Raw genomic sequence first — 16095 nt, 5'->3', positions numbered from 1 at the left:
TCGCCGGGCCCCCTGGCGGGCGGGCCGTACCCTTGGCGGGGTGACGAAGCGACCCGGTACCTTCCCGCTGACCCCCACCCGTCGCGCCGCCGGCGTGCTGGCCGGCCTGGCGCTCGGCGTCGCCCTGCTGGCCGGCTGCAGTTCCGAGGGCGCCGACACCGACTGCAGCATCGCCGGCTCCTGCACGATCACCTTCCAGCGCGGCGTCGACGCGAGCGCCAGCATCCTCGGCGTCGAGGCGAAGCTCGTCGGTGTGCAGGACGAGCAGGTGACCGTCGAGGTCGCCGGCGAGCAGGTCACGCTGCTCACCGGCCAGCAGGCCGCCGAGGTGGCCGGCTTCGCCGTGACGCTCGACAGCGTCACCGACCAGGAGATCAAGATCCGGGTGTCGCAGGGCGGCGGCAGCTGATCCGCCACGGGAGGCGGCGGTCAGGTTTGACGATCAGCGCGGGCGGAGATTGTGGCCACCATGTCACTGACCCGTACCGCCGAAGCCACCGCCTCCCGTACGGCAGACAGCCGGTGGCTGGAAGTCCTCACCCGGGCCGGCTTCATCGGCTACGGGCTCGTCCATCTGCTGTTCGCCTGGCTGGCGCTGCAGATCGCGTTCGGGCGCTCCGCCGACGACGGCGACCAGTCCGGGGCGCTGCGTACGCTGGCCGCCCAGCCGCTCGGCAAGGTCCTCGTCGTCGCCACGGGCGTCGGTCTGCTGGCCATGGCGATCTGGCAGGCGCTGGAGGCGGCCGCCGGGCACCGCGCCGAACGCGGCCGGGAACGGACGTGGGAGCGCCTCGCCTCGCTCGGGCGCACCGTCGTCTACCTCTACTTCGCGTGGACCGCGTACAAGGTCTTCTCCGACGCGGGGTCCCACAGCGCGGACCAGCAGGAGGCCCTCACCGGGCGGGCGATGGAGTCCTCCGGCGGCCGGTGGCTCGTCGGCCTCGCCGGGCTGGTGCTCGCCGCGATCGGCGTCGGCCTCGTGGTGTACGGGCTGGTCAAGCGCTTCGAGAAGCACCTCAGGCTCGGGGAGATGAGCCACCGCACCCGCCGGCTGGCCCGCCGGCTCGGCGTAGCGGGCTACGCCGCCAAGGGCGTGGCGTACGCCATCGCCGGCGTGCTGGTGATCGTGGCCGCGGTGACGTACGACCCGGAGAAGGCCCGCGGGCTGGACGCCGCGCTGCACACGCTGCGGGAGCAGTCCTACGGCGGCCTCCTGCTGACCCTCGTGGCCCTCGGCATCGCCGCCTTCGGCGTCTTCTGCTTCCTCCAGTCCCGCTACCGCCGCGTCTGACACCGCCGGCGGCGCGGCACCATCGGTACCGGACATCCGTCGTGCCCGAGACCGAGGGAGAACCACGTGCAGAACTACCTCGAGACGGTCGCCGTCGTGCTCGTCGCGGCGGCGACCGCCCTGTTCGTCGCGGCGGTGGTGCACCGGGTGACCCGACGGCTGGGCCACCGGTCGCGGTTCATGACCGAGCTCACCGACCACGCCCACCGCCCGTTCCAGGTGGCCGCCACGGTGCTGGCGGTCCAGTTCGCCGTCCGCTTCACCACCGGCTACGCCGTCGGGACGGGGTGGCGGCAGGCGCTGCTGCACCTGCTCGTGCTCGCCGTCATCGCCAGCGCCGCCTGGCTGGTCGCCGCGCTGCTCGTGGTGGTCGAGGACACGGCGCTGGCCCGGTTCCGGGTCGACGTGCCCGACAACCGGCACGCCCGGCGGGTGCGGACCCAGGTGGTCATGCTGCGCCGGGTGACGATCGCGGTGATCGTGATCCTCACGCTCGGCGTGATGCTGATGACCTTCCCGAGCGTGCGCGGTATCGGCGCCGGCGTGCTGACCAGCGCCGGTGTCGTCGGTGTGGTCGCCGCGCTGGCGGCGCAGAGCCTGCTCGGCAACGTCTTCGCGGGGCTCCAGCTCGCCTTCAGCGACGCGGTGCGGCTCGACGACGTGGTGGTCGTCGAGGGTGAGTGGGGCCGGATCGAGGAGTTGACCCTCAGCTACGTGGTGGTGCAGATCTGGGACGACCGCCGGCTGATCCTCCCGACGTCGTACTTCACCAGCACACCGTTCCAGAACTGGACCCGCACCGAGGCCGCGGTGCTCGGCACCGCCGAGTTCGACGTGGACTGGGCGGTCCCGGTGCAGGCCATGCGGGAGGAGCTGCGCCGACTGGTGGAGAGCACCGACCTGTGGGACGGCCGCGTCTGCGTGCTCCAGGTGACCGACGCGACCGGCGGCACGGTGCGCATCCGCGCGCTGGTCAGCGCCGCCGACGCCGGCAGCCTGTGGGACCTGCGCTGCCTCGTACGCGAACACCTGGTCGCCTGGGTGCGGGACCGGCACCCCACCTCGATGCCCCGGGTGCGCACCGAGCTGGGCGACGCGCGCAGCGACCTGCCCTGGCAGTGGGTGCGGCCGCGCCGGCCCGAGCGCCGGCTGGCCGAGGGGGACGTGCCCGACGACGCGCGGCTCTTCGGCGGCAGCGACGACGGCGACGCGCGCAGCGAGGCGTTCGTCGGCCCCGACGAGCCGGCCGAGTCCCGCCGCTGACCGGCCGCGTCCCGGCTGCCCCGCGCGGCGCCGGATCGGACGTGCAGACGACGCCGCCCCCGACCGTGGTGGTCGGGGGCGGCGTGTGGAGTGCCGGTGTGCAGGTCGCCTCTCGGCGAGTGGCGCGACGCGGCTCCAGCCGAACGGTATTCCGCGAAGGCGTTTGTAGGTGAGGCCCGGGGACACTGGACACACCGGCACCCCGCACAACGTACCCGCCCCGGCCGGTGTTCCCACCCCCGAATCCTCCGCGTCGATCATGAGGTTGACGGGGCGGGTTGCCCGGTTCGTCCCCGCCAACCTCATGATCACGTGGGTCGGGCCGCGTCCTGCCCGTGGGGCGCGGCGTTCTCTGTGTCGGGGCGTACGTGCGGCGTCCGCTGCGAGGAGTCGCCCGATCCGGGAGGTTTGACCCGGCCGTTGCGGGGGACGTGCTGCCGGACGTGTCGTCGCGGTCCGGCGGCCCCCCGCGCAGGATTGGCGAGCGGCGACTCCGGGCATACAGCGCGGTGATGATGAAAGGAGGACAGCATGGCTGACCTGGCGAACGCCCGCACATCCCGCAACGGGAGCGAGCCCTCCACCGCCGAGCTGGTGCAGCGGGCCACCGAGCAGATCTCCCGCCTGGTGCGGGACGAGCTGGCGCTGGCCCGGGCGGAGTTGACCCAGAAGGGCAAGCACGCCGGCATCGGCATCGGCCTGTTCGGCGGCGGCGGGGCGCTGGCGTTCTACGGCCTCGGGGCCCTCGTCGTCACCGCCGTGCTGCTGCTGGACCTGGTGCTGCCGGCCTGGGCCGCCGCGCTGATCATCGCGGTCGGCCTGTTCCTGCTCGCCGGGATCCTGGCCCTGATCGGCAAGCAGCAGGTCAGCCGCGCGGTCCCGCCGGTACCGGCGGCGACGGTCCGCAGCGTACGGGCGGACATGGACGTCCTCTCCGCCGCCGTGAAGGACAGGGGACGGTCATGACGGGCAACGGGCGCGTCGACACCGAGGCGCTGCGCGAGGAGATCCGGCGGACCCGGGTCGAACTGGGCGAGACGATGGAGGCGCTGGCCGCCAAGGCCGACGTCAAGGCCCGGCTGAAGGAGTCGGCCGACCAGGCGCGGCAGCGGATGCGGGAGCGGGCCGGGCAGACCGTGGCCCGGATGCGGGGGCAGGCGGCCCGCACCGCCGGGGACGCCCGCACACAGGCACAACGCAAGGGCGAACAGGTACGGCGCAACCCGGCGCCGTGGGCGGTCGTCGCGGCCGGCGCGGTGGCCACCGTCGTCGTGCTGCTGGTCCTCCGAGGGAGGCGTAGGTGAGCAGGGGCATCGGCAAGGCGGCCTACAAACCGGTGGGCGTGCTGCTCGGTATCGCCGCCGGCACGGTCGCGGGGATGATCTTCCGGCAGGTCTGGAAGGTCACCGCGGGCGACGGCGAGGCGCCGAGCGCCACCGACGAGGACCGCCACTGGGGCGAGATCCTCGCGGCCGCGGCGTTGCAGGGCGCCATCTTCGCGGTCGTGCGCGCGGCGGTCGACCGCGGCGGCGCGATGGGCGTACGGCGGCTCACCGGCCGGTGGCCGGAGTGACCGCTGGCGGCGTGCGAGGCCCCCTCTCCGTATCGACGGGGAGGGGGCCTTTCGCACGGCGGTAAGCGCCCACCCAGCGGATCTCGGGCATCCGTCAGGTCACATGTCGGAGAATTTCGTCGGGTAGACTGTGCAGAGTTTTTGCGTACGTGGTTTGCTGATCCCCGCTGTTGAGAGATGGCGTGGGTTGAGAGAAGTCTCCTTCACCGGGGGCCGCCTCAGGCGCCGCTGCTCGAAAACGGCCAACCGGCCGCACGGCGTGCTCGGCCGCCAGTTTTAGAAGGAGATACACATGGCGCAGGGAACCGTGAAGTGGTTCAACGCTGACAAGGGCTTCGGCTTCATCACCGTCGACGGCGGGGGTGCTGACGTGTTCGTCCACTTCTCGGCCATCCAGACGAGCGGCTACCGCACTCTGGAGGAGAACCAGCGGGTGGAGTTCGAGATCGCTCAGGGCCAGAAGGGCCCGCAGGCTGAGCAGGTCCGCCCCATCTGAGCAGTACCGGCCGGCGCCCGCCGGCCAGTGGGCTGATCCGCCCTCGGATCGACAGTGGAACCCCGCGTCCCGCCCGGGACGCGGGGTTTTCCGTTTCCGCGGCCGCCAGCGCCGTTCCGCGGCCGCCAGGGCCGTTCCGCGGCCGTCCACGGCCGTTCCGGCAGGGCCGGCCGGACGCGCGCCGCAGGTCGGGTGAGCGCCGAGGGTCAGGGGCGCCGGCGGCGCGCGCGCAGGCCGATCCCGATCGCCACGAGACCGGCCAGCGCCACCACCGGGCCGATCACCACCCAGATCCGCCCGCCGGTCATCACGCTGCCCTCCACGTATCCCAGGCCCTGCACCGTCCAGACGGCACCGATCACGACCGCCAGCAGGCCGAGCGTGAGCAGGAACCAGCCCCTCATGGCGTACCCCCTTCCCGGCGTGCCGGGTCTTCAGCATCCCTGGACGAAAGTCCCGGTGCGAGGACCGGACGCGGGCGGGTCACCACCGGTCGTGCACCTGCGGGCGGATCAGTTCGTCGTAGACGGTCCGGACACCGGCGAGCTGCTCGTCGGTGAGCGGCGGCAGTTCCGCGGCCGCCACGTTGCGGCGTGCCTGCTCGGTGGTGCGGGCGCCGGGGATGACGACGGTGACCCCCGGCTGGTCCAGCACCCAGCGCAGCGCGAACTGCGCCATCGTGCTGTCCGGTCCGACCAGCGGCGCCAGCCGGCGTACGGCGGCCAGCCCGAGCGCGAAGTCGACGCCGGAGAACGTCTCGCCGACGTCGAACGCCTCGCCGTGGCGGTTGAACGTGCGGTGGTCGTCCGGGGCGAACGTGGTGTGCTCGTCGTACCGCCCGGAGAGGAGGCCGCTGGCCAGCGGCACCCGGGCGATGATGCCCACCCCGGCGGCGGAGGCGGCGGGCAGCACCCGGTCGAGGGGCTTGTGCCGCAGGGCGTTGAGGATGATCTGCACGCTCGCCACGCCGGGGCGGGCGATCGCGGTGAGGGCCTGGTCGCAGGTCTCGACGCTCACCCCGTAGCCGGCGATGGCCTCCTCGGCGACGAGCGTGTCCAGCGCGTCGAAGACCGCGTCGTCGGCGAAGACGGCCGTGGGCGGGCAGTGCAGCTGCACCAGGTCCAGGGTGTCCACCCCGAGGTTGGCCCGGGAGCGGTCGGTCCACTCCCGGAAGTGCGCGAGGGTGTACGCCTCCGGCCGCTGCGCGACGCGGCGGCCCATCTTGGTGGCCACGGTGAGTCCGGCGTTCGGTCGGGAGCGCAGGAACCGGCCGATCAGCTGCTCGCTGCGGCCGTCGCCGTACACGTCGGCGGTGTCGAGGAACGTGACTCCGGCGTCGACGGCCGCCGCGAGGATCGCCATCGCGTCGTCCTCGGTGACCGTGCCCCAGTCGGCGCCGAGCTGCCAGGCGCCGAGGCCGACGACGCCGACGGTCCGGCCGAGCCGGGGGAAGGTGCGCTGCTCCATGCCGTCGAGCCTAGTGACCGGGTTGCCGGGCCGGGCACGGCCCCGTACGGTAAACAAGACGTACGTACGGTTTGGGAGGCGACGCCATGTGGGATCCGGCAACGTACCTGCGCTACGACGACGAGCGGTCACGTCCGTTCCACGACCTGCTCGCCCGCGTTCCGGCCGACCGGCCCCGCACGGTGGTCGACCTCGGCTGCGGCCCCGGACAACTCACCGCGAGCCTGGCCGCGCGGTGGCCGGACAGCCGCGTGATCGGGCTCGACTCGTCACCGGAGATGATCGAACGGGCCGTCGCGCTGGACGCGCCCGTCGAGTTCCGGGTGGGCGACGTCCGCGACTGGCGGCCCGATCCGGACGTCGACGTGGTGGTGACCAACGCCGTGCTCCAGTGGGTGCCGGGGCACCGGGAGCTGCTGCGGCGCTGGGCCACCGAGCTGCCGGCCGGCGCCTGGCTCGCCGTGCAGGTGCCGGGCAACTTCGACGCGCCCTCGCACCGCGCGCTGCGCGAGGTCGCCGCGCGTCCGGCCTGGCGGGCGGAGCTGCTGCCCCTGCTGCGGGAGGCCCCGGTCGACGATCCGGCCGACTACGCGGCGCTCCTGACCGGTGCCGGGTGCACGGTGGACGCCTGGGAGACTACCTACGTGCACCTGCTCCCGGTCCGCGCCGCCGCCGCGCACCCCGTGCTCACCTGGATGGAGGGGACCGCGTTGCGGCCGGTCCGCGCGGCCCTCGACGCCGCGCGCTGGGCCGACTTCCGCGCCGAACTGGAGGTACGCCTCGGGCAGGCGTACCCGGCCCACCTGGGGCAGGTCTCCTTCCCGTTCCGCCGTGTCTTCGTGGTCGCCCGCACCGGCGCCCGTGCCGAGGAGAACCTGTGACCGACCTGCCCACCTTCATCGCCGGCCTGCCCAAGGTGGAGCTGCACGTCCACCACGTGGGCTCCGCCTCCCCCCGGATCGTCGCCGAGCTGGCCGCCCGCCACGAGGGGCGTACCCCCGTGCCGGCCGACCCGGCCGCGCTGGTCGACTACTTCGAGTTCCGCGACTTCGCCCACTTCATCGAGGTCTACCTGAGCGTGGTCGACCTGATCCGCGACCAGGAGGACGTCTGGCTCCTCACCCACGAGGTGGCCCGGGAGCTGGCCCGCCAGCAGGTGCGGTACGCCGAGCTGACCATCACCCCGTACTCGCACGTCCGGCGGGGCATCCCGGCGCCCGCGTTCTGCGAGGCGATCGAGGACGCCCGCAAGCGCGCCGAGGCCGACTTCGGCATCGAGCTGCGCTGGTGCTTCGACATCCCGGGCGAGGCGGGCCTCGCGTCCGCGGAGGAGACACTGCGCATCGCGCTGGAGCAGCACCCCGACGGCCTGGTCAGCTTCGGGCTGGGCGGGCCGGAGATCGGCGTGCGCCGGCCGCAGTTCAAGCCGTACTTCGACCAGGCCCGCGCCGCCGGGCTGCGCTCCGTGCCGCACGCCGGGGAGACCACCGGCCCGGAGACCATCTGGGACGCGCTGCGCGACCTGGGCGCCGAGCGGATCGGGCACGGCATCGCCGCGGCGCAGGACCCGGAGCTGCTGGCGTACCTGGCCGAGCGGCGCATCGCCATGGAGGTGTGCCCCACCTCGAACGTCCGCACCCGCGCCGTCGCCAGCCTCGACGAGCACCCGCTGCCGCGCCTGGTCGAGGCGGGCCTGCTCGTCACCGTCAACTCCGACGACCCGCCGATGTTCGGCACCACCCTCAACGACGAGTACGCGGTGGCCGCCCGCCTGCTCGACCTCGGGCCGGAGGGCGTCGTCGGGCTGGCCCGGGACGCGGTGACGGCCTCGTTCCTGGCCCCGGCCGACAAGCAGCGCATCACCGCGGAGATCGACGCCTACCTGGCCACCGCCCGCTGAGGAGCAGGTGCCGGGCCGCGGCTGACGGGTGCCGGGCCGCGGCTGACGGGTGCCAGGCCGCCGGGCGGTGTCCGCCCCGGCGGCGGACCTGAGGCGCGGAAGAGATACGGGCGCGCGGCGGGAGCAGGTGTGGGGGGACCGTTCTCCCGCCGCGCGCACGTGCTCCACCGGTCGGTGGGTGCGCGGGGCGCTGGCCGGTGGAACTGATGGGTTCGTGTCCGAATCCTGTCAGCCGCCGAGCCGCCCGGCGCCGCCGTTAAGCCGGATCTAAGGAAGACTTGCGTCCCGCCACAGCCAGGCGGCGTCAGCGTCCGTTGCGCTGCCGGGGCCAGCGGCGGCCGGCGCCCTTCTGCTCGCGGGCCTCGCGCGCCATCCGGCCGACCAGCCCGAACCGGTTGACCGGCCGGGGCGTCGCCTCCGGGTCGGCGAGCAGCATGACCACGCTGGCCCCGCCGAGCTGGGCCCGGTCGATGCTCACCGAGCCGTTGGCCTGCAACGCCACCCGCTTGGCGATGTCCAGGCCGAGCCCGGTCGAGCCCTGGTCGCTCGCGCCCCGGCGCAGCGCCCGGTCGGGGTTCGCGATGCCCGGGCCGGCGTCGTCGATGCGGATCGCCACGTACCCGTCGCGGCGGGAGACGGCCACCTCGAACGCCGTGCCCTGGGGGGTGTACCGGAAGACGTTGCCGATGACCGCGTCCAGGGCGGCGGCCAGTTCGGCGCGCGGCACGGGCGCCGGGATGCGCAGGTGCGCGCCGATGACCCGGTGCGGCCGGTTCTGGTCACCGGCGAGCGCCGACCAGAACACCATCCGGTCCCGCACCACCTCGCTGACGTCGCACATCGCCGGCCCGGTGTCGTGGGTGACCGCCTTGCGGGTGGTCTTGATGAGGACGTCGACCTCGCCCTCGAGGGTGGCGATCGCCTGCCGGATGCGCCGGATCCCGCGCCGGCGGTCCAGCTCGGCCTCGCTGAACGTCCCCATGCTGGTGTCGTCCGGATCCAGCGCCTCCGCGTCGAGGCGGAGCGCGGTCAGCGGCGTACGCAGCCGGTGCGACAGGTCGGCCACGAGTTCCCGCTCGTCGGCGCGGGCGGCGACGAGACGCTCCGCCATCCGGTTGAACGCGTGCCCGGCCTCGGCCAGCTCGCGCGGGCCGCTCGGCTCCACCCGGGCGCCCAGGTCCCCGTCGCCGATCGCGAGAGCCCCGTGGACGAGGCCGCGGGTGGCGTCCACCGTGCGGGTGGCGACCCGGTCGACCACCAGGACCGCCGCGCCGACGAGGACGACGGCGACCCCCGCGAGGAGCAGCCACCGGCTCCCGCCGCCCAGGGCGGCGTCGGGCACGAAGACCTCGACCACGGCGACCCGGTCGCCGAGCACCACCGGGTCGAGCCGGGCCGCGCCGCCGGCCACGTCGACGACGAGGGAACGCCGCTCCGCGCGGGCCTGGTCGAGGTCGGCCGCGCCGGCACGGCCGGTGGCGGTGCCGTCGCCGAGGCCGTGCACGACCGGACGGGTGGCCGGGTCGCCCCCGCTGGCGGCCACCGCCCGCTCGATCACCTTCGGATCGGTGCTGACGGCGAGCGCCCCGGTGACGAGCGCGCTGCGCCGGGCCGCGTCCGCGATCGCCTCGTCCCGGGCCCGGTCGCCGAGGACGAGGGCGAGCGGGACGAGGAACGCCAGCGCCACGACGGCGCAGCAGCCGGCCGTGAGCAGGGCCAGCGTGCTCCTCAGTCCGGCGCCACCAGCCGGAAGCCGACCCCCCGCACGGTGCGCAGGTAGCGCGGCTTCGCCGCGGACTCGCCCATCTTGCGACGGAGCCAGTAGAGGTGAACGTCGATGGTCTGGTCCTCGCCGACCGACGGCTGCCGCCATACCTCCTCCAAGAGCTCCCGGCGGGACACTACCCGCCCGGGACGTGCGGCGAGATACGCCAGCAGGTCGAATTCCTTGCGGGTCAGCGCCAGCGGCACGCCGTCGAGGTGGGCGGTGCGCTCGCCGACGTCCACCCGCAGCCCGCCGACGACGTGCACGGCGGGCTGGACCGTACGGCTGGCCCGGCCGACCCGTCGCAGCACGGTGGTGATCCGGGCGTCGAGGTGTGCCCCCGTGAACGGTTTGACCATGTAGTCGTCGGCGCCGGCGCGCAGCAGCCGGACCACCGACTGCTCGTCGTCGCGGGCGGTCGCGATGATGATCGGTACGTCGGTGATGCCGCGCAGCATCCGCAGGGCGTCCGAGCCGTCCAGGTCGGGCAGGCCGAGATCGAGCACCACGAGGTCGGGTGTCTCGGCGGCGACCCGGCGCAGCGCGTCCAGCGCCGTGCCGACGGCGTGCACCGCGTGCCCCCGGTCGGCGAGGGACCGCAGCATCGCGCCGCGTACGACGTGATCGTCTTCGACCAGGAGGACGGTGGCCACGCCAAGACGGTACTCGTGGTGGCAAGTTGATCGCGTTGCGGCGTACCGGCGAACCCGGCAAGCTGGGCAACGATGTCCTTCACGCTCTTTCCCGACGCGCGCGCGGCGCTCGCCCGGGACTGCCTCGCCGGCCTGTCGGTCGGCGACGCCCTCGGCGCGCAGTTCCTCGTACCGGGCCGCCCGGCCGCCGACCTGGCGGCCGGACGCCTCCCGCCCGCGCCGTGGGAGTGGACCGACGACACCGAGATGGCCTGCTCGGTCCTCGCGGAACTGGTCGAGTCGGGCGGGATCGACCGGGACCGGCTGGCACTCGCCTTCGCCGAGCGGGCCGAAGCCCGCCGTGGGTACGGCCCGGGAGCCGTGACCATCCTGCGGCTGATCCGCGCCGGCACGCCCTGGCCGGTGGCCGCCGCGTCGGCGTTCGACGGGCAGGGCTCCTGCGGCAACGGGGCGGCCATGCGGGTGGGGCCGGTCGGGGCGTACTTCGCCGACTCCACGACGCGCGCCGCGGCGCACGCCCGCGCCTCGGCCGAGGTGACGCACGCCCACCCGGAGGGGATCGCCGGAGCGGTGGCCGTGGCGGTCGCCGCCGCGCTGGCCGCGCGGGGCCGGTTGGACGGGTACCGTCCGGCGCCGGACCGGCTGCTCGCCGGGGTCGCCGCCGCGCTCGACCCGGCCACCGAGGTCCACCGCCGGGTACGCCGCGCCGCCGACCTGCTCGGCCGGCCGCTGCCGCAGGTGGTGGCGGCGCTGGGCAACGGCTCCCGGGTCACCGCGCAGGACACGGTGGGCTTCACCCTCTGGGTCGCCGCCACGCACCTCGACGACTACCCGGCTGCCGTCGGGGCCTGCGTCGAGGCGGGCGGGGACGTGGACACCACCGCCGCGATCGCGGGCGGCGTGGTGGCCGCGTACGGCGGTGTGGGCGACCCCGGGGGCGTGCCGGGGGACTGGCTCGCCGCGCGCGAGCCTCTCCCCACGTGGCTCCCCTGACCGTCACCCGTCGGTGCTCGGCAGGCGCCATCCGGTGCTCGCCGCCCCGTCGACCGAGGAGCGGCGGCGCCACCGGCTGGCGAGCCAGCCGATCGCCGCGCCACCGGCCAGCCCGGCGAGCAGGCCCGTGGCGAGCAGCAGGTCCGTCCGGCCGACCGCCCCGCCGCCGTCATCGGGTCGCGCGGCCGTGCCCGCGCCGCCCGGCCCGCTGCCGTCCGCGCCGCCCGGCGCTCTGCCGCCGCCCGGCCCGCTGCCGCCGGCCGCGCCCGCGCCGTCCGGCCCGCTGCCGTTCACCCCGGCCGGCGCGCCGTGGCCGGCGTGCCCGGCGCCGCCGCCCGGGTCGGCGGGGAGCAGCGTGAGCACCGGTGCCCGGTGGGCGCCGTCCGTGTCGGCCCAGCGCACCACGGTGCCGTCGGCGTACGTCTGGATCACCGGGAAGGTGAGCCGCCCGGTGCGGGGCAGCGGCCCCATGGACAGCGGCAGCCGGGCCGGGCCGGCGCCCGCCTCGCCCACCCGGATCCACGTCACCGCCGTGGTGACCGTGCTCACCCCGCCCGCGTGGAGGCCGGCCACCGGCTCGTCCAGCGTGCGGGAGGTGATGCGGGGCGCCCAGCCGGGCACCGACATGGGGTACACCTCGGCGATCGGCGTGTCCGCGGGCAGCCGGACCTCGACCTGCCGGGTCCGGGTGCCGGTGCGCTCCTCGGGCACCACGAACTCCAGCCGTACGGCGTCACCCTGCCGGGCCTGGCTCGGTGTGGTCGTCACCTGCGCCGCGTACGCGGTGCCCGGCCAGCCGAGCACCGCGACGGCGAGCAGGGTTGCCGCCGCCCCGGCCGCGCGTCGACGGTCGCCTCGGGTCGTCGCCATGTCGCGTCCCCATCCGTGTCCTGGGCGGCCGACACCGGAAGTCGGCCACACCCGGTAGTTCGGCCGCCGGCGGCGAAAGGTTCAACGCGGGCGGGCGCGTGTCGGGAGAGCCGGTCGGCGAGGGCACACGCGCGCGGCTTGAGGCGTCGGCGGTCGGGGTGCGACGGCGGACCGATAGCATCGGCGAGGGCCGTACCGGCCCGGTCTGTGCCGTCTGCTTTCGAGGAGTCACCGTGTCCGCACCCCGTACCCCCGCCGTGGCCGACCCCGTCGTCGTCGCCGCCGGGACGACGGCGGCCGACGCGGTGGCCGCGGCGGAGCTGCCCATGACCGGCCCGAAGGCGATCGTCGTGGTCCGCGACCCCGAGGGGCAGTTGCACGACCTGGACTGGCGGCCGGCCACCGACACCGAGGTCGAGCCGGTCAGCATCGACTCGCCGGACGGGCTGAACGTGCTGCGCCACTCGACCGCCCACGTGCTCGCCCAGGCCGTGCAGGACGTCTTCCCGGAGGCGAAGCTCGGCATCGGCCCGCCGATCGAGAACGGCTTCTACTACGACTTCGCCGTCGACAAGCCGTTCCAGCCGGACGACCTGGCGCGGCTCGAGAAGCGGATGCAGGAGATCGTCAAGTCGGGCCAGCGGTTCCGGCGGCGCCGGTTCGCGAACCTCGACGAGGCGCGCGCGGAACTGGCCGCCGAGCCGTTCAAGCTGGAGCTGATCGACATCAAGGGGGAGGGGCTGGACTCCTCCGAGGTGATGGAGGTCGGCGGCGGCGAGCTGACGATCTACGACAACCTCGCGGCGAACGAGGACAAGGTCTGCTGGTCGGACCTGTGCCGGGGGCCGCACCTGCCGAACACCCGGCTCATCGGGGCGTTCAAGCTCATGCGGTCCGCCGCGGCGTACTGGCGGGGATCGGAGAAGAACCCGCAGCTCCAGCGGGTGTACGGCACCGCCTGGCCGACGCGGGACGAACTCAAGGCGTACCTGAAGCTGCTGGAGGAGGCCGCCCGGCGCGACCACCGCAAGCTCGGCGCCGACCTCGACCTGTTCAGCTTCCCCGACGAGATCGGCTCCGGTCTCGCCGTCTTCCACCCCAAGGGCGGCATCATCCGCCGGGAGATGGAGAACTACTCGCGCCGCCGGCACGAGGACGCGGGCTACGAGTTCGTCAACACCCCGCACATCACCAAGGCGCACCTCTTCGAGACGTCCGGCCACCTGCCGTACTACGCGGACACCATGTTCCCGCCCATGCAGCTGGAGGGCGCGGACTACTACCTCAAGGCCATGAACTGCCCGATGCACAACCTGATCTTCAAGGCGCGCGGGCGGTCGTACCGGGAGCTGCCGCTGCGGCTGTTCGAGTTCGGCACGGTCTACCGGTACGAGAAGTCCGGTGTGGTGCACGGCCTCACCCGGGTGCGCGGGCTGACCCAGGACGACTCGCACATCTACTGCACCCGGGAGCAGATGCCCGGCGAGCTGAGCGCGCTGCTGACCTTCGTGCTCGACCTGCTGCGCGACTACGGCCTCGACGACTTCTACCTGGAGCTGTCCACCCGGGACGACTCGCCAAAGTTCATCGGCAGCGACGAGGACTGGGCCGAGGCCACCGAGGCGCTGCGCGTCGCGGCCGAGCAGTCCGGCCTCGAACTGGTGCCGGACCCGGGCGGCGCGGCCTTCTACGGTCCGAAGATCTCCGTGCAGGCCAAGGACGCCATCGGCCGGACGTGGCAGATGTCCACCATCCAGGTCGACTTCAACCAGCCGGCGCGGTTCGGGCTGGAGTACCAGGCCGCCGACGGCACCCGGCAGCAGCCGGTGATGATCCACCGGGCGCTGTTCGGCTCGATCGAGCGGTTCTTCGGCGTGCTCACCGAGCACTACGCGGGCGCCTTCCCGGCCTGGCTGGCGCCCGTGCAGGTGGTCGGCATCCCGATCCGGGACGACCACACCGACTACCTGCACGGCTTCGTGGCGGCCCTGCGCGCCGAGGGGATCCGCGCCCAGGTCGACGCGGGCGACGACCGGATGCAGAAGAAGATCCGTACGGCGCAGCAGCAGAAGATCCCGTTCATGGTGATCGCCGGCGACGACGACGTGGCGGCCGGCACGGTGTCGTTCCGCTACCGGGACGGGTCGCAGCGCAACGGGGTGCCGATCCCGGAGGCGGTGAACCACGTCCTCGACGTGGTGAAGTCCCGCACGAACACCGGCCCGTCGGCCCAGATGTGAGCGGCGCCCCGCCGGCGTACCGCTCCTGACCGTGCACGATCCACGGTGTGGTGGCCTCCCGAGGGCGGGGAGGCCACCACATCCGCGTTCGAGCGCCCGGCGGGGTCAGATGCCGCAGTTCGGCGCGGACCAGGTCCGGGTCGACTTGTGCGCGACGTGGGTGTGGTCGTTGTGGTCGGGGTAGCCGGGGCCGAGGATCTCGTTGAAGCCGTGGTACCGGGCCTGCTGGGCGAGCCGGCACAGTGAGTGCGGGCCGGCCCCCAGGTCGACGGCGTCGCCGTAGAGGTGCCGGCTCGTCGACGACCCGCCGACCGCGCTGTTGCAGGCGTAGCTGCGGAACGCGCTCGTCACGACGATCTGCTGGTCACCCAGGGCGTGGCGCATGGCCTGGAGCTTCCACATGGCCACCCGGGCGTTGTACCGGGCGGTGCTGGCCGACACCGCGCCGCCGGACCAGTCGCTGTTGCAGTCGTTGAGTTCGGCGTAGCTGAAGTTGACCGGTGTGCAGTCGTCGTCCTGCAACGCGTAGATCCGGTTGAAGGTCTGCGGGCCGGCGATGCCGTCGGCCGCCAGGCCGTACGCCTGCTGGAAGCGCGCCACGGCCGCCCGGGTGGCCGGCCCGTACGCCCCGTCGATGGTGAGCACGGCGCCGTAGCCCGGGTAGCCGGCCACGCGGATCTGCAACTGCCGGACGTCCTCGCCCGACATCCCTTCCGACAGGGTGCGCCCCCACGTGTAGCAGCCGTCGGCGTGGGCGGCGCCGGCGGTGACGGTGACACCGAGCACCGTGCTGACGGCGGTCAGCGCGAGGGCCGCGAGGATCGTGCCGATTCGTCGGATCACAGGAAAGCCTCCATCGGTACATGGAAGTGCATGAATGAATGGAAGTTTCAGTCGTGGGCATCGAGTCGTCAACAACTTCCATTTCCCGCGTTCCTGCACAGCCGACATTCCGGTCGCGGGACGTACGCCGGGTGGCAGCCGCCGGCGGCCGTCGGCGGTCCGTAGGATCGCCGGTGTGACTGGGGCGGAACGGCACACGGACAGCGACGGATTGGCCGACGGCCTGGAGCGGCTCTGGACGCCGCACCGGATGACCTACATCTCGGGCGAGGAGCGCCCGGCCGAGGGCTACGAGAAGCCCACCGGCTGCCCGTTCTGCCGGGCGCCGCAGGCACCGCCGGAGGAGAGTCTCGTCGTGGCGCGCGGCAGGCACGTCTACGCCGTGCTCAACCTGTACCCGTACAACCCCGGCCATCTGCTGGTCTGCCCGTACCGGCACGTGGCCGACTACACCGAGCTGGACGAGGCAGAGACGGTCGAGCTGGCGGCGTTCACGCAGACCGCGATGCGGGTCGTCCGCGCGGTCAGCAGCGCGCACGGCTTCAACCTCGGCATGAACCAGGGCGGGGTGGCCGGCGCCGGCATCGCCGCGCACCTGCACCAGCACGTGGTGCCCCGCTGGGGCGGCGACGCGAACTTCATGCCGGTCATCGGACGGACCAAGGTCCTCCCGCAGCTGCTCGCCGACACCCGCGAGCTGCTCGCGCGCGCCTGGCCGTCCTGACCCACGTCACGCGGCCG

Annotated in this window: 18 protein-coding genes; 12 read left to right on the top strand and 6 right to left on the bottom strand. The window is 73.9% G+C overall.

Annotation, left to right across the window (positions count from 1 at the left end; all coding sequences use genetic code 11):
- Positions 1-40: 40 nt before the first annotated feature.
- The 7 genes from D7I43_RS13135 (at position 41) to D7I43_RS13105 (ending at position 4623) form a co-directional block, all read left to right on the top strand.
- A complete protein-coding gene (locus tag D7I43_RS13135; RefSeq protein WP_120328756.1) occupies positions 41-409 on the top strand; it encodes a hypothetical protein in 369 nt (122 codons plus the stop codon).
- Between the two features lie 60 nt (positions 410-469).
- Positions 470-1291: a DUF1206 domain-containing protein gene (locus tag D7I43_RS13130; protein ID WP_120328896.1), complete on the top strand. Its 822-nt coding sequence runs from the start codon at positions 470-472 to the stop codon at positions 1289-1291.
- Positions 1292-1357: 66 nt separating this feature from the next.
- Complete coding sequence (locus tag D7I43_RS13125; protein ID WP_120328755.1) at positions 1358-2554, top strand: mechanosensitive ion channel family protein; 1197 nt, start codon at positions 1358-1360, stop codon at positions 2552-2554.
- A gap of 531 nt (positions 2555-3085) precedes the next feature.
- Positions 3086-3520, top strand: a complete 435-nt coding sequence (locus tag D7I43_RS13120) for a phage holin family protein (protein ID WP_120328754.1) — start codon at positions 3086-3088, stop codon at positions 3518-3520.
- The gene (locus tag D7I43_RS13115) at positions 3517-3858 is read left to right on the top strand and encodes a DUF3618 domain-containing protein (protein ID WP_120328753.1); all 342 of its coding nucleotides are present in this window, start codon (positions 3517-3519) and stop codon (positions 3856-3858) included. Before D7I43_RS13120 ends, D7I43_RS13115 begins: the two co-directional genes overlap by 4 nt.
- On the top strand, positions 3855-4127 hold the full coding sequence (locus tag D7I43_RS13110; RefSeq protein ID WP_120328752.1) for a DUF4235 domain-containing protein: 273 nt from the start codon (positions 3855-3857) through the stop codon (positions 4125-4127). Before D7I43_RS13115 ends, D7I43_RS13110 begins: the two co-directional genes overlap by 4 nt.
- Before the next feature lie 292 nt (positions 4128-4419).
- Positions 4420-4623, top strand: a complete 204-nt coding sequence (locus tag D7I43_RS13105; RefSeq protein WP_007075740.1) for a cold-shock protein — start codon at positions 4420-4422, stop codon at positions 4621-4623.
- A 206-nt stretch (positions 4624-4829) separates the two neighbouring features.
- On the opposite strand, the gene D7I43_RS13100 is transcribed toward D7I43_RS13105, so the two are convergent.
- Together D7I43_RS13100 and D7I43_RS13095 are read right to left on the bottom strand one after the other, a co-directional pair.
- Positions 4830-5027 carry a hypothetical protein gene (locus D7I43_RS13100; RefSeq protein ID WP_120328751.1) on the bottom strand — a complete coding sequence of 66 codons (198 nt, stop codon included), beginning with the start codon at positions 5025-5027 and terminating at the stop codon, positions 4830-4832.
- Positions 5028-5106: 79 nt separating this feature from the next.
- Positions 5107-6090 (bottom strand): aldo/keto reductase, encoded by a 984-nt coding sequence (locus tag D7I43_RS13095; RefSeq protein ID WP_120328750.1) that lies wholly within the window; start codon positions 6088-6090, stop codon positions 5107-5109.
- 86 nt (positions 6091-6176) lie between these two features.
- Here D7I43_RS13095 and D7I43_RS13090 point away from each other — a divergent pair, with 86 nt between their 5' ends.
- Together D7I43_RS13090 and D7I43_RS13085 are read left to right on the top strand one after the other, a co-directional pair.
- The gene (locus D7I43_RS13090) at positions 6177-6971 is read left to right on the top strand and encodes a trans-aconitate 2-methyltransferase (RefSeq protein WP_120328749.1); all 795 of its coding nucleotides are present in this window, start codon (positions 6177-6179) and stop codon (positions 6969-6971) included.
- Positions 6968-7990 (top strand): adenosine deaminase, encoded by a 1023-nt coding sequence (locus tag D7I43_RS13085; RefSeq protein WP_120328748.1) that lies wholly within the window; start codon positions 6968-6970, stop codon positions 7988-7990. Before D7I43_RS13090 ends, D7I43_RS13085 begins: the two co-directional genes overlap by 4 nt.
- A gap of 304 nt (positions 7991-8294) precedes the next feature.
- On the opposite strand, the gene D7I43_RS13080 is transcribed toward D7I43_RS13085, so the two are convergent.
- Positions 8295-9704, bottom strand: coding sequence for a HAMP domain-containing sensor histidine kinase (locus D7I43_RS13080; protein ID WP_120328895.1), 1410 nt, complete (start codon positions 9702-9704; stop codon positions 8295-8297).
- A gap of 14 nt (positions 9705-9718) precedes the next feature.
- A complete protein-coding gene (locus D7I43_RS13075) occupies positions 9719-10408 on the bottom strand; it encodes a response regulator transcription factor (RefSeq protein WP_120328747.1) in 690 nt (229 codons plus the stop codon).
- 72 nt (positions 10409-10480) lie between these two features.
- Between D7I43_RS13075 and D7I43_RS13070 the strand changes: the two genes are divergently transcribed.
- Complete coding sequence (locus tag D7I43_RS13070) at positions 10481-11401, top strand: ADP-ribosylglycohydrolase family protein (protein ID WP_120328746.1); 921 nt, start codon at positions 10481-10483, stop codon at positions 11399-11401.
- Positions 11402-11404: 3 nt separating this feature from the next.
- On the opposite strand, the gene D7I43_RS13065 is transcribed toward D7I43_RS13070, so the two are convergent.
- Positions 11405-12271 carry a YcnI family protein gene (locus D7I43_RS13065; RefSeq protein ID WP_120328745.1) on the bottom strand — a complete coding sequence of 289 codons (867 nt, stop codon included), beginning with the start codon at positions 12269-12271 and terminating at the stop codon, positions 11405-11407.
- Positions 12272-12504: 233 nt separating this feature from the next.
- On the opposite strand from D7I43_RS13065, the gene thrS reads away from it, so the two are divergent.
- Entirely contained in the window at positions 12505-14511 is a 2007-nt protein-coding gene (thrS, locus tag D7I43_RS13060) for a threonine--tRNA ligase (protein ID WP_120328744.1), read from the top strand.
- Positions 14512-14616: 105 nt separating this feature from the next.
- Here the strand turns inward: thrS and D7I43_RS13055 are convergent, their stop codons facing one another.
- A complete protein-coding gene (locus tag D7I43_RS13055; RefSeq protein ID WP_240032939.1) occupies positions 14617-15354 on the bottom strand; it encodes a D-Ala-D-Ala carboxypeptidase family metallohydrolase in 738 nt (245 codons plus the stop codon).
- A gap of 175 nt (positions 15355-15529) precedes the next feature.
- Between D7I43_RS13055 and D7I43_RS13050 the strand changes: the two genes are divergently transcribed.
- The gene (locus tag D7I43_RS13050; protein ID WP_120328742.1) at positions 15530-16078 is read left to right on the top strand and encodes an HIT family protein; all 549 of its coding nucleotides are present in this window, start codon (positions 15530-15532) and stop codon (positions 16076-16078) included.
- Positions 16079-16095: the final 17 nt, after the last annotated feature.

Origin of the sequence: Micromonospora globbae (assembly GCF_003610785.1) — a bacterium.
Taxonomy (GTDB): Bacteria; Actinomycetota; Actinomycetes; order Mycobacteriales; family Micromonosporaceae; genus Micromonospora; species Micromonospora globbae.
The sequence above is the reverse complement of the archived record's forward strand: the minus strand, read 5'-3'. Positions and strand labels throughout refer to the sequence as shown.

Bases quoted from the DNA above. Each gene is read 5' to 3' on its own strand.
- D7I43_RS13120 (WP_120328754.1), top strand. From the start codon at position 3,086: ATGGCTGACCTGGCGAACGCCCGCACATCCCGCAACGGGAGCGAGCCC.
- D7I43_RS13090 (WP_120328749.1), top strand. From the start codon at position 6,177: ATGTGGGATCCGGCAACGTACCTGCGCTACGACGACGAGCGGTCACGT.
- D7I43_RS13065 (WP_120328745.1), bottom strand. From the start codon at position 12,271: ATGGCGACGACCCGAGGCGACCGTCGACGCGCGGCCGGGGCGGCGGCA.
- D7I43_RS13100 (WP_120328751.1), bottom strand. From the start codon at position 5,027: ATGAGGGGCTGGTTCCTGCTCACGCTCGGCCTGCTGGCGGTCGTGATC.
- D7I43_RS13105 (WP_007075740.1), top strand. From the start codon at position 4,420: ATGGCGCAGGGAACCGTGAAGTGGTTCAACGCTGACAAGGGCTTCGGC.
- D7I43_RS13130 (WP_120328896.1), top strand. From the start codon at position 470: ATGTCACTGACCCGTACCGCCGAAGCCACCGCCTCCCGTACGGCAGAC.
- D7I43_RS13070 (WP_120328746.1), top strand. From the start codon at position 10,481: ATGTCCTTCACGCTCTTTCCCGACGCGCGCGCGGCGCTCGCCCGGGAC.
- D7I43_RS13095 (WP_120328750.1), bottom strand. From the start codon at position 6,090: ATGGAGCAGCGCACCTTCCCCCGGCTCGGCCGGACCGTCGGCGTCGTC.
- D7I43_RS13115 (WP_120328753.1), top strand. From the start codon at position 3,517: ATGACGGGCAACGGGCGCGTCGACACCGAGGCGCTGCGCGAGGAGATC.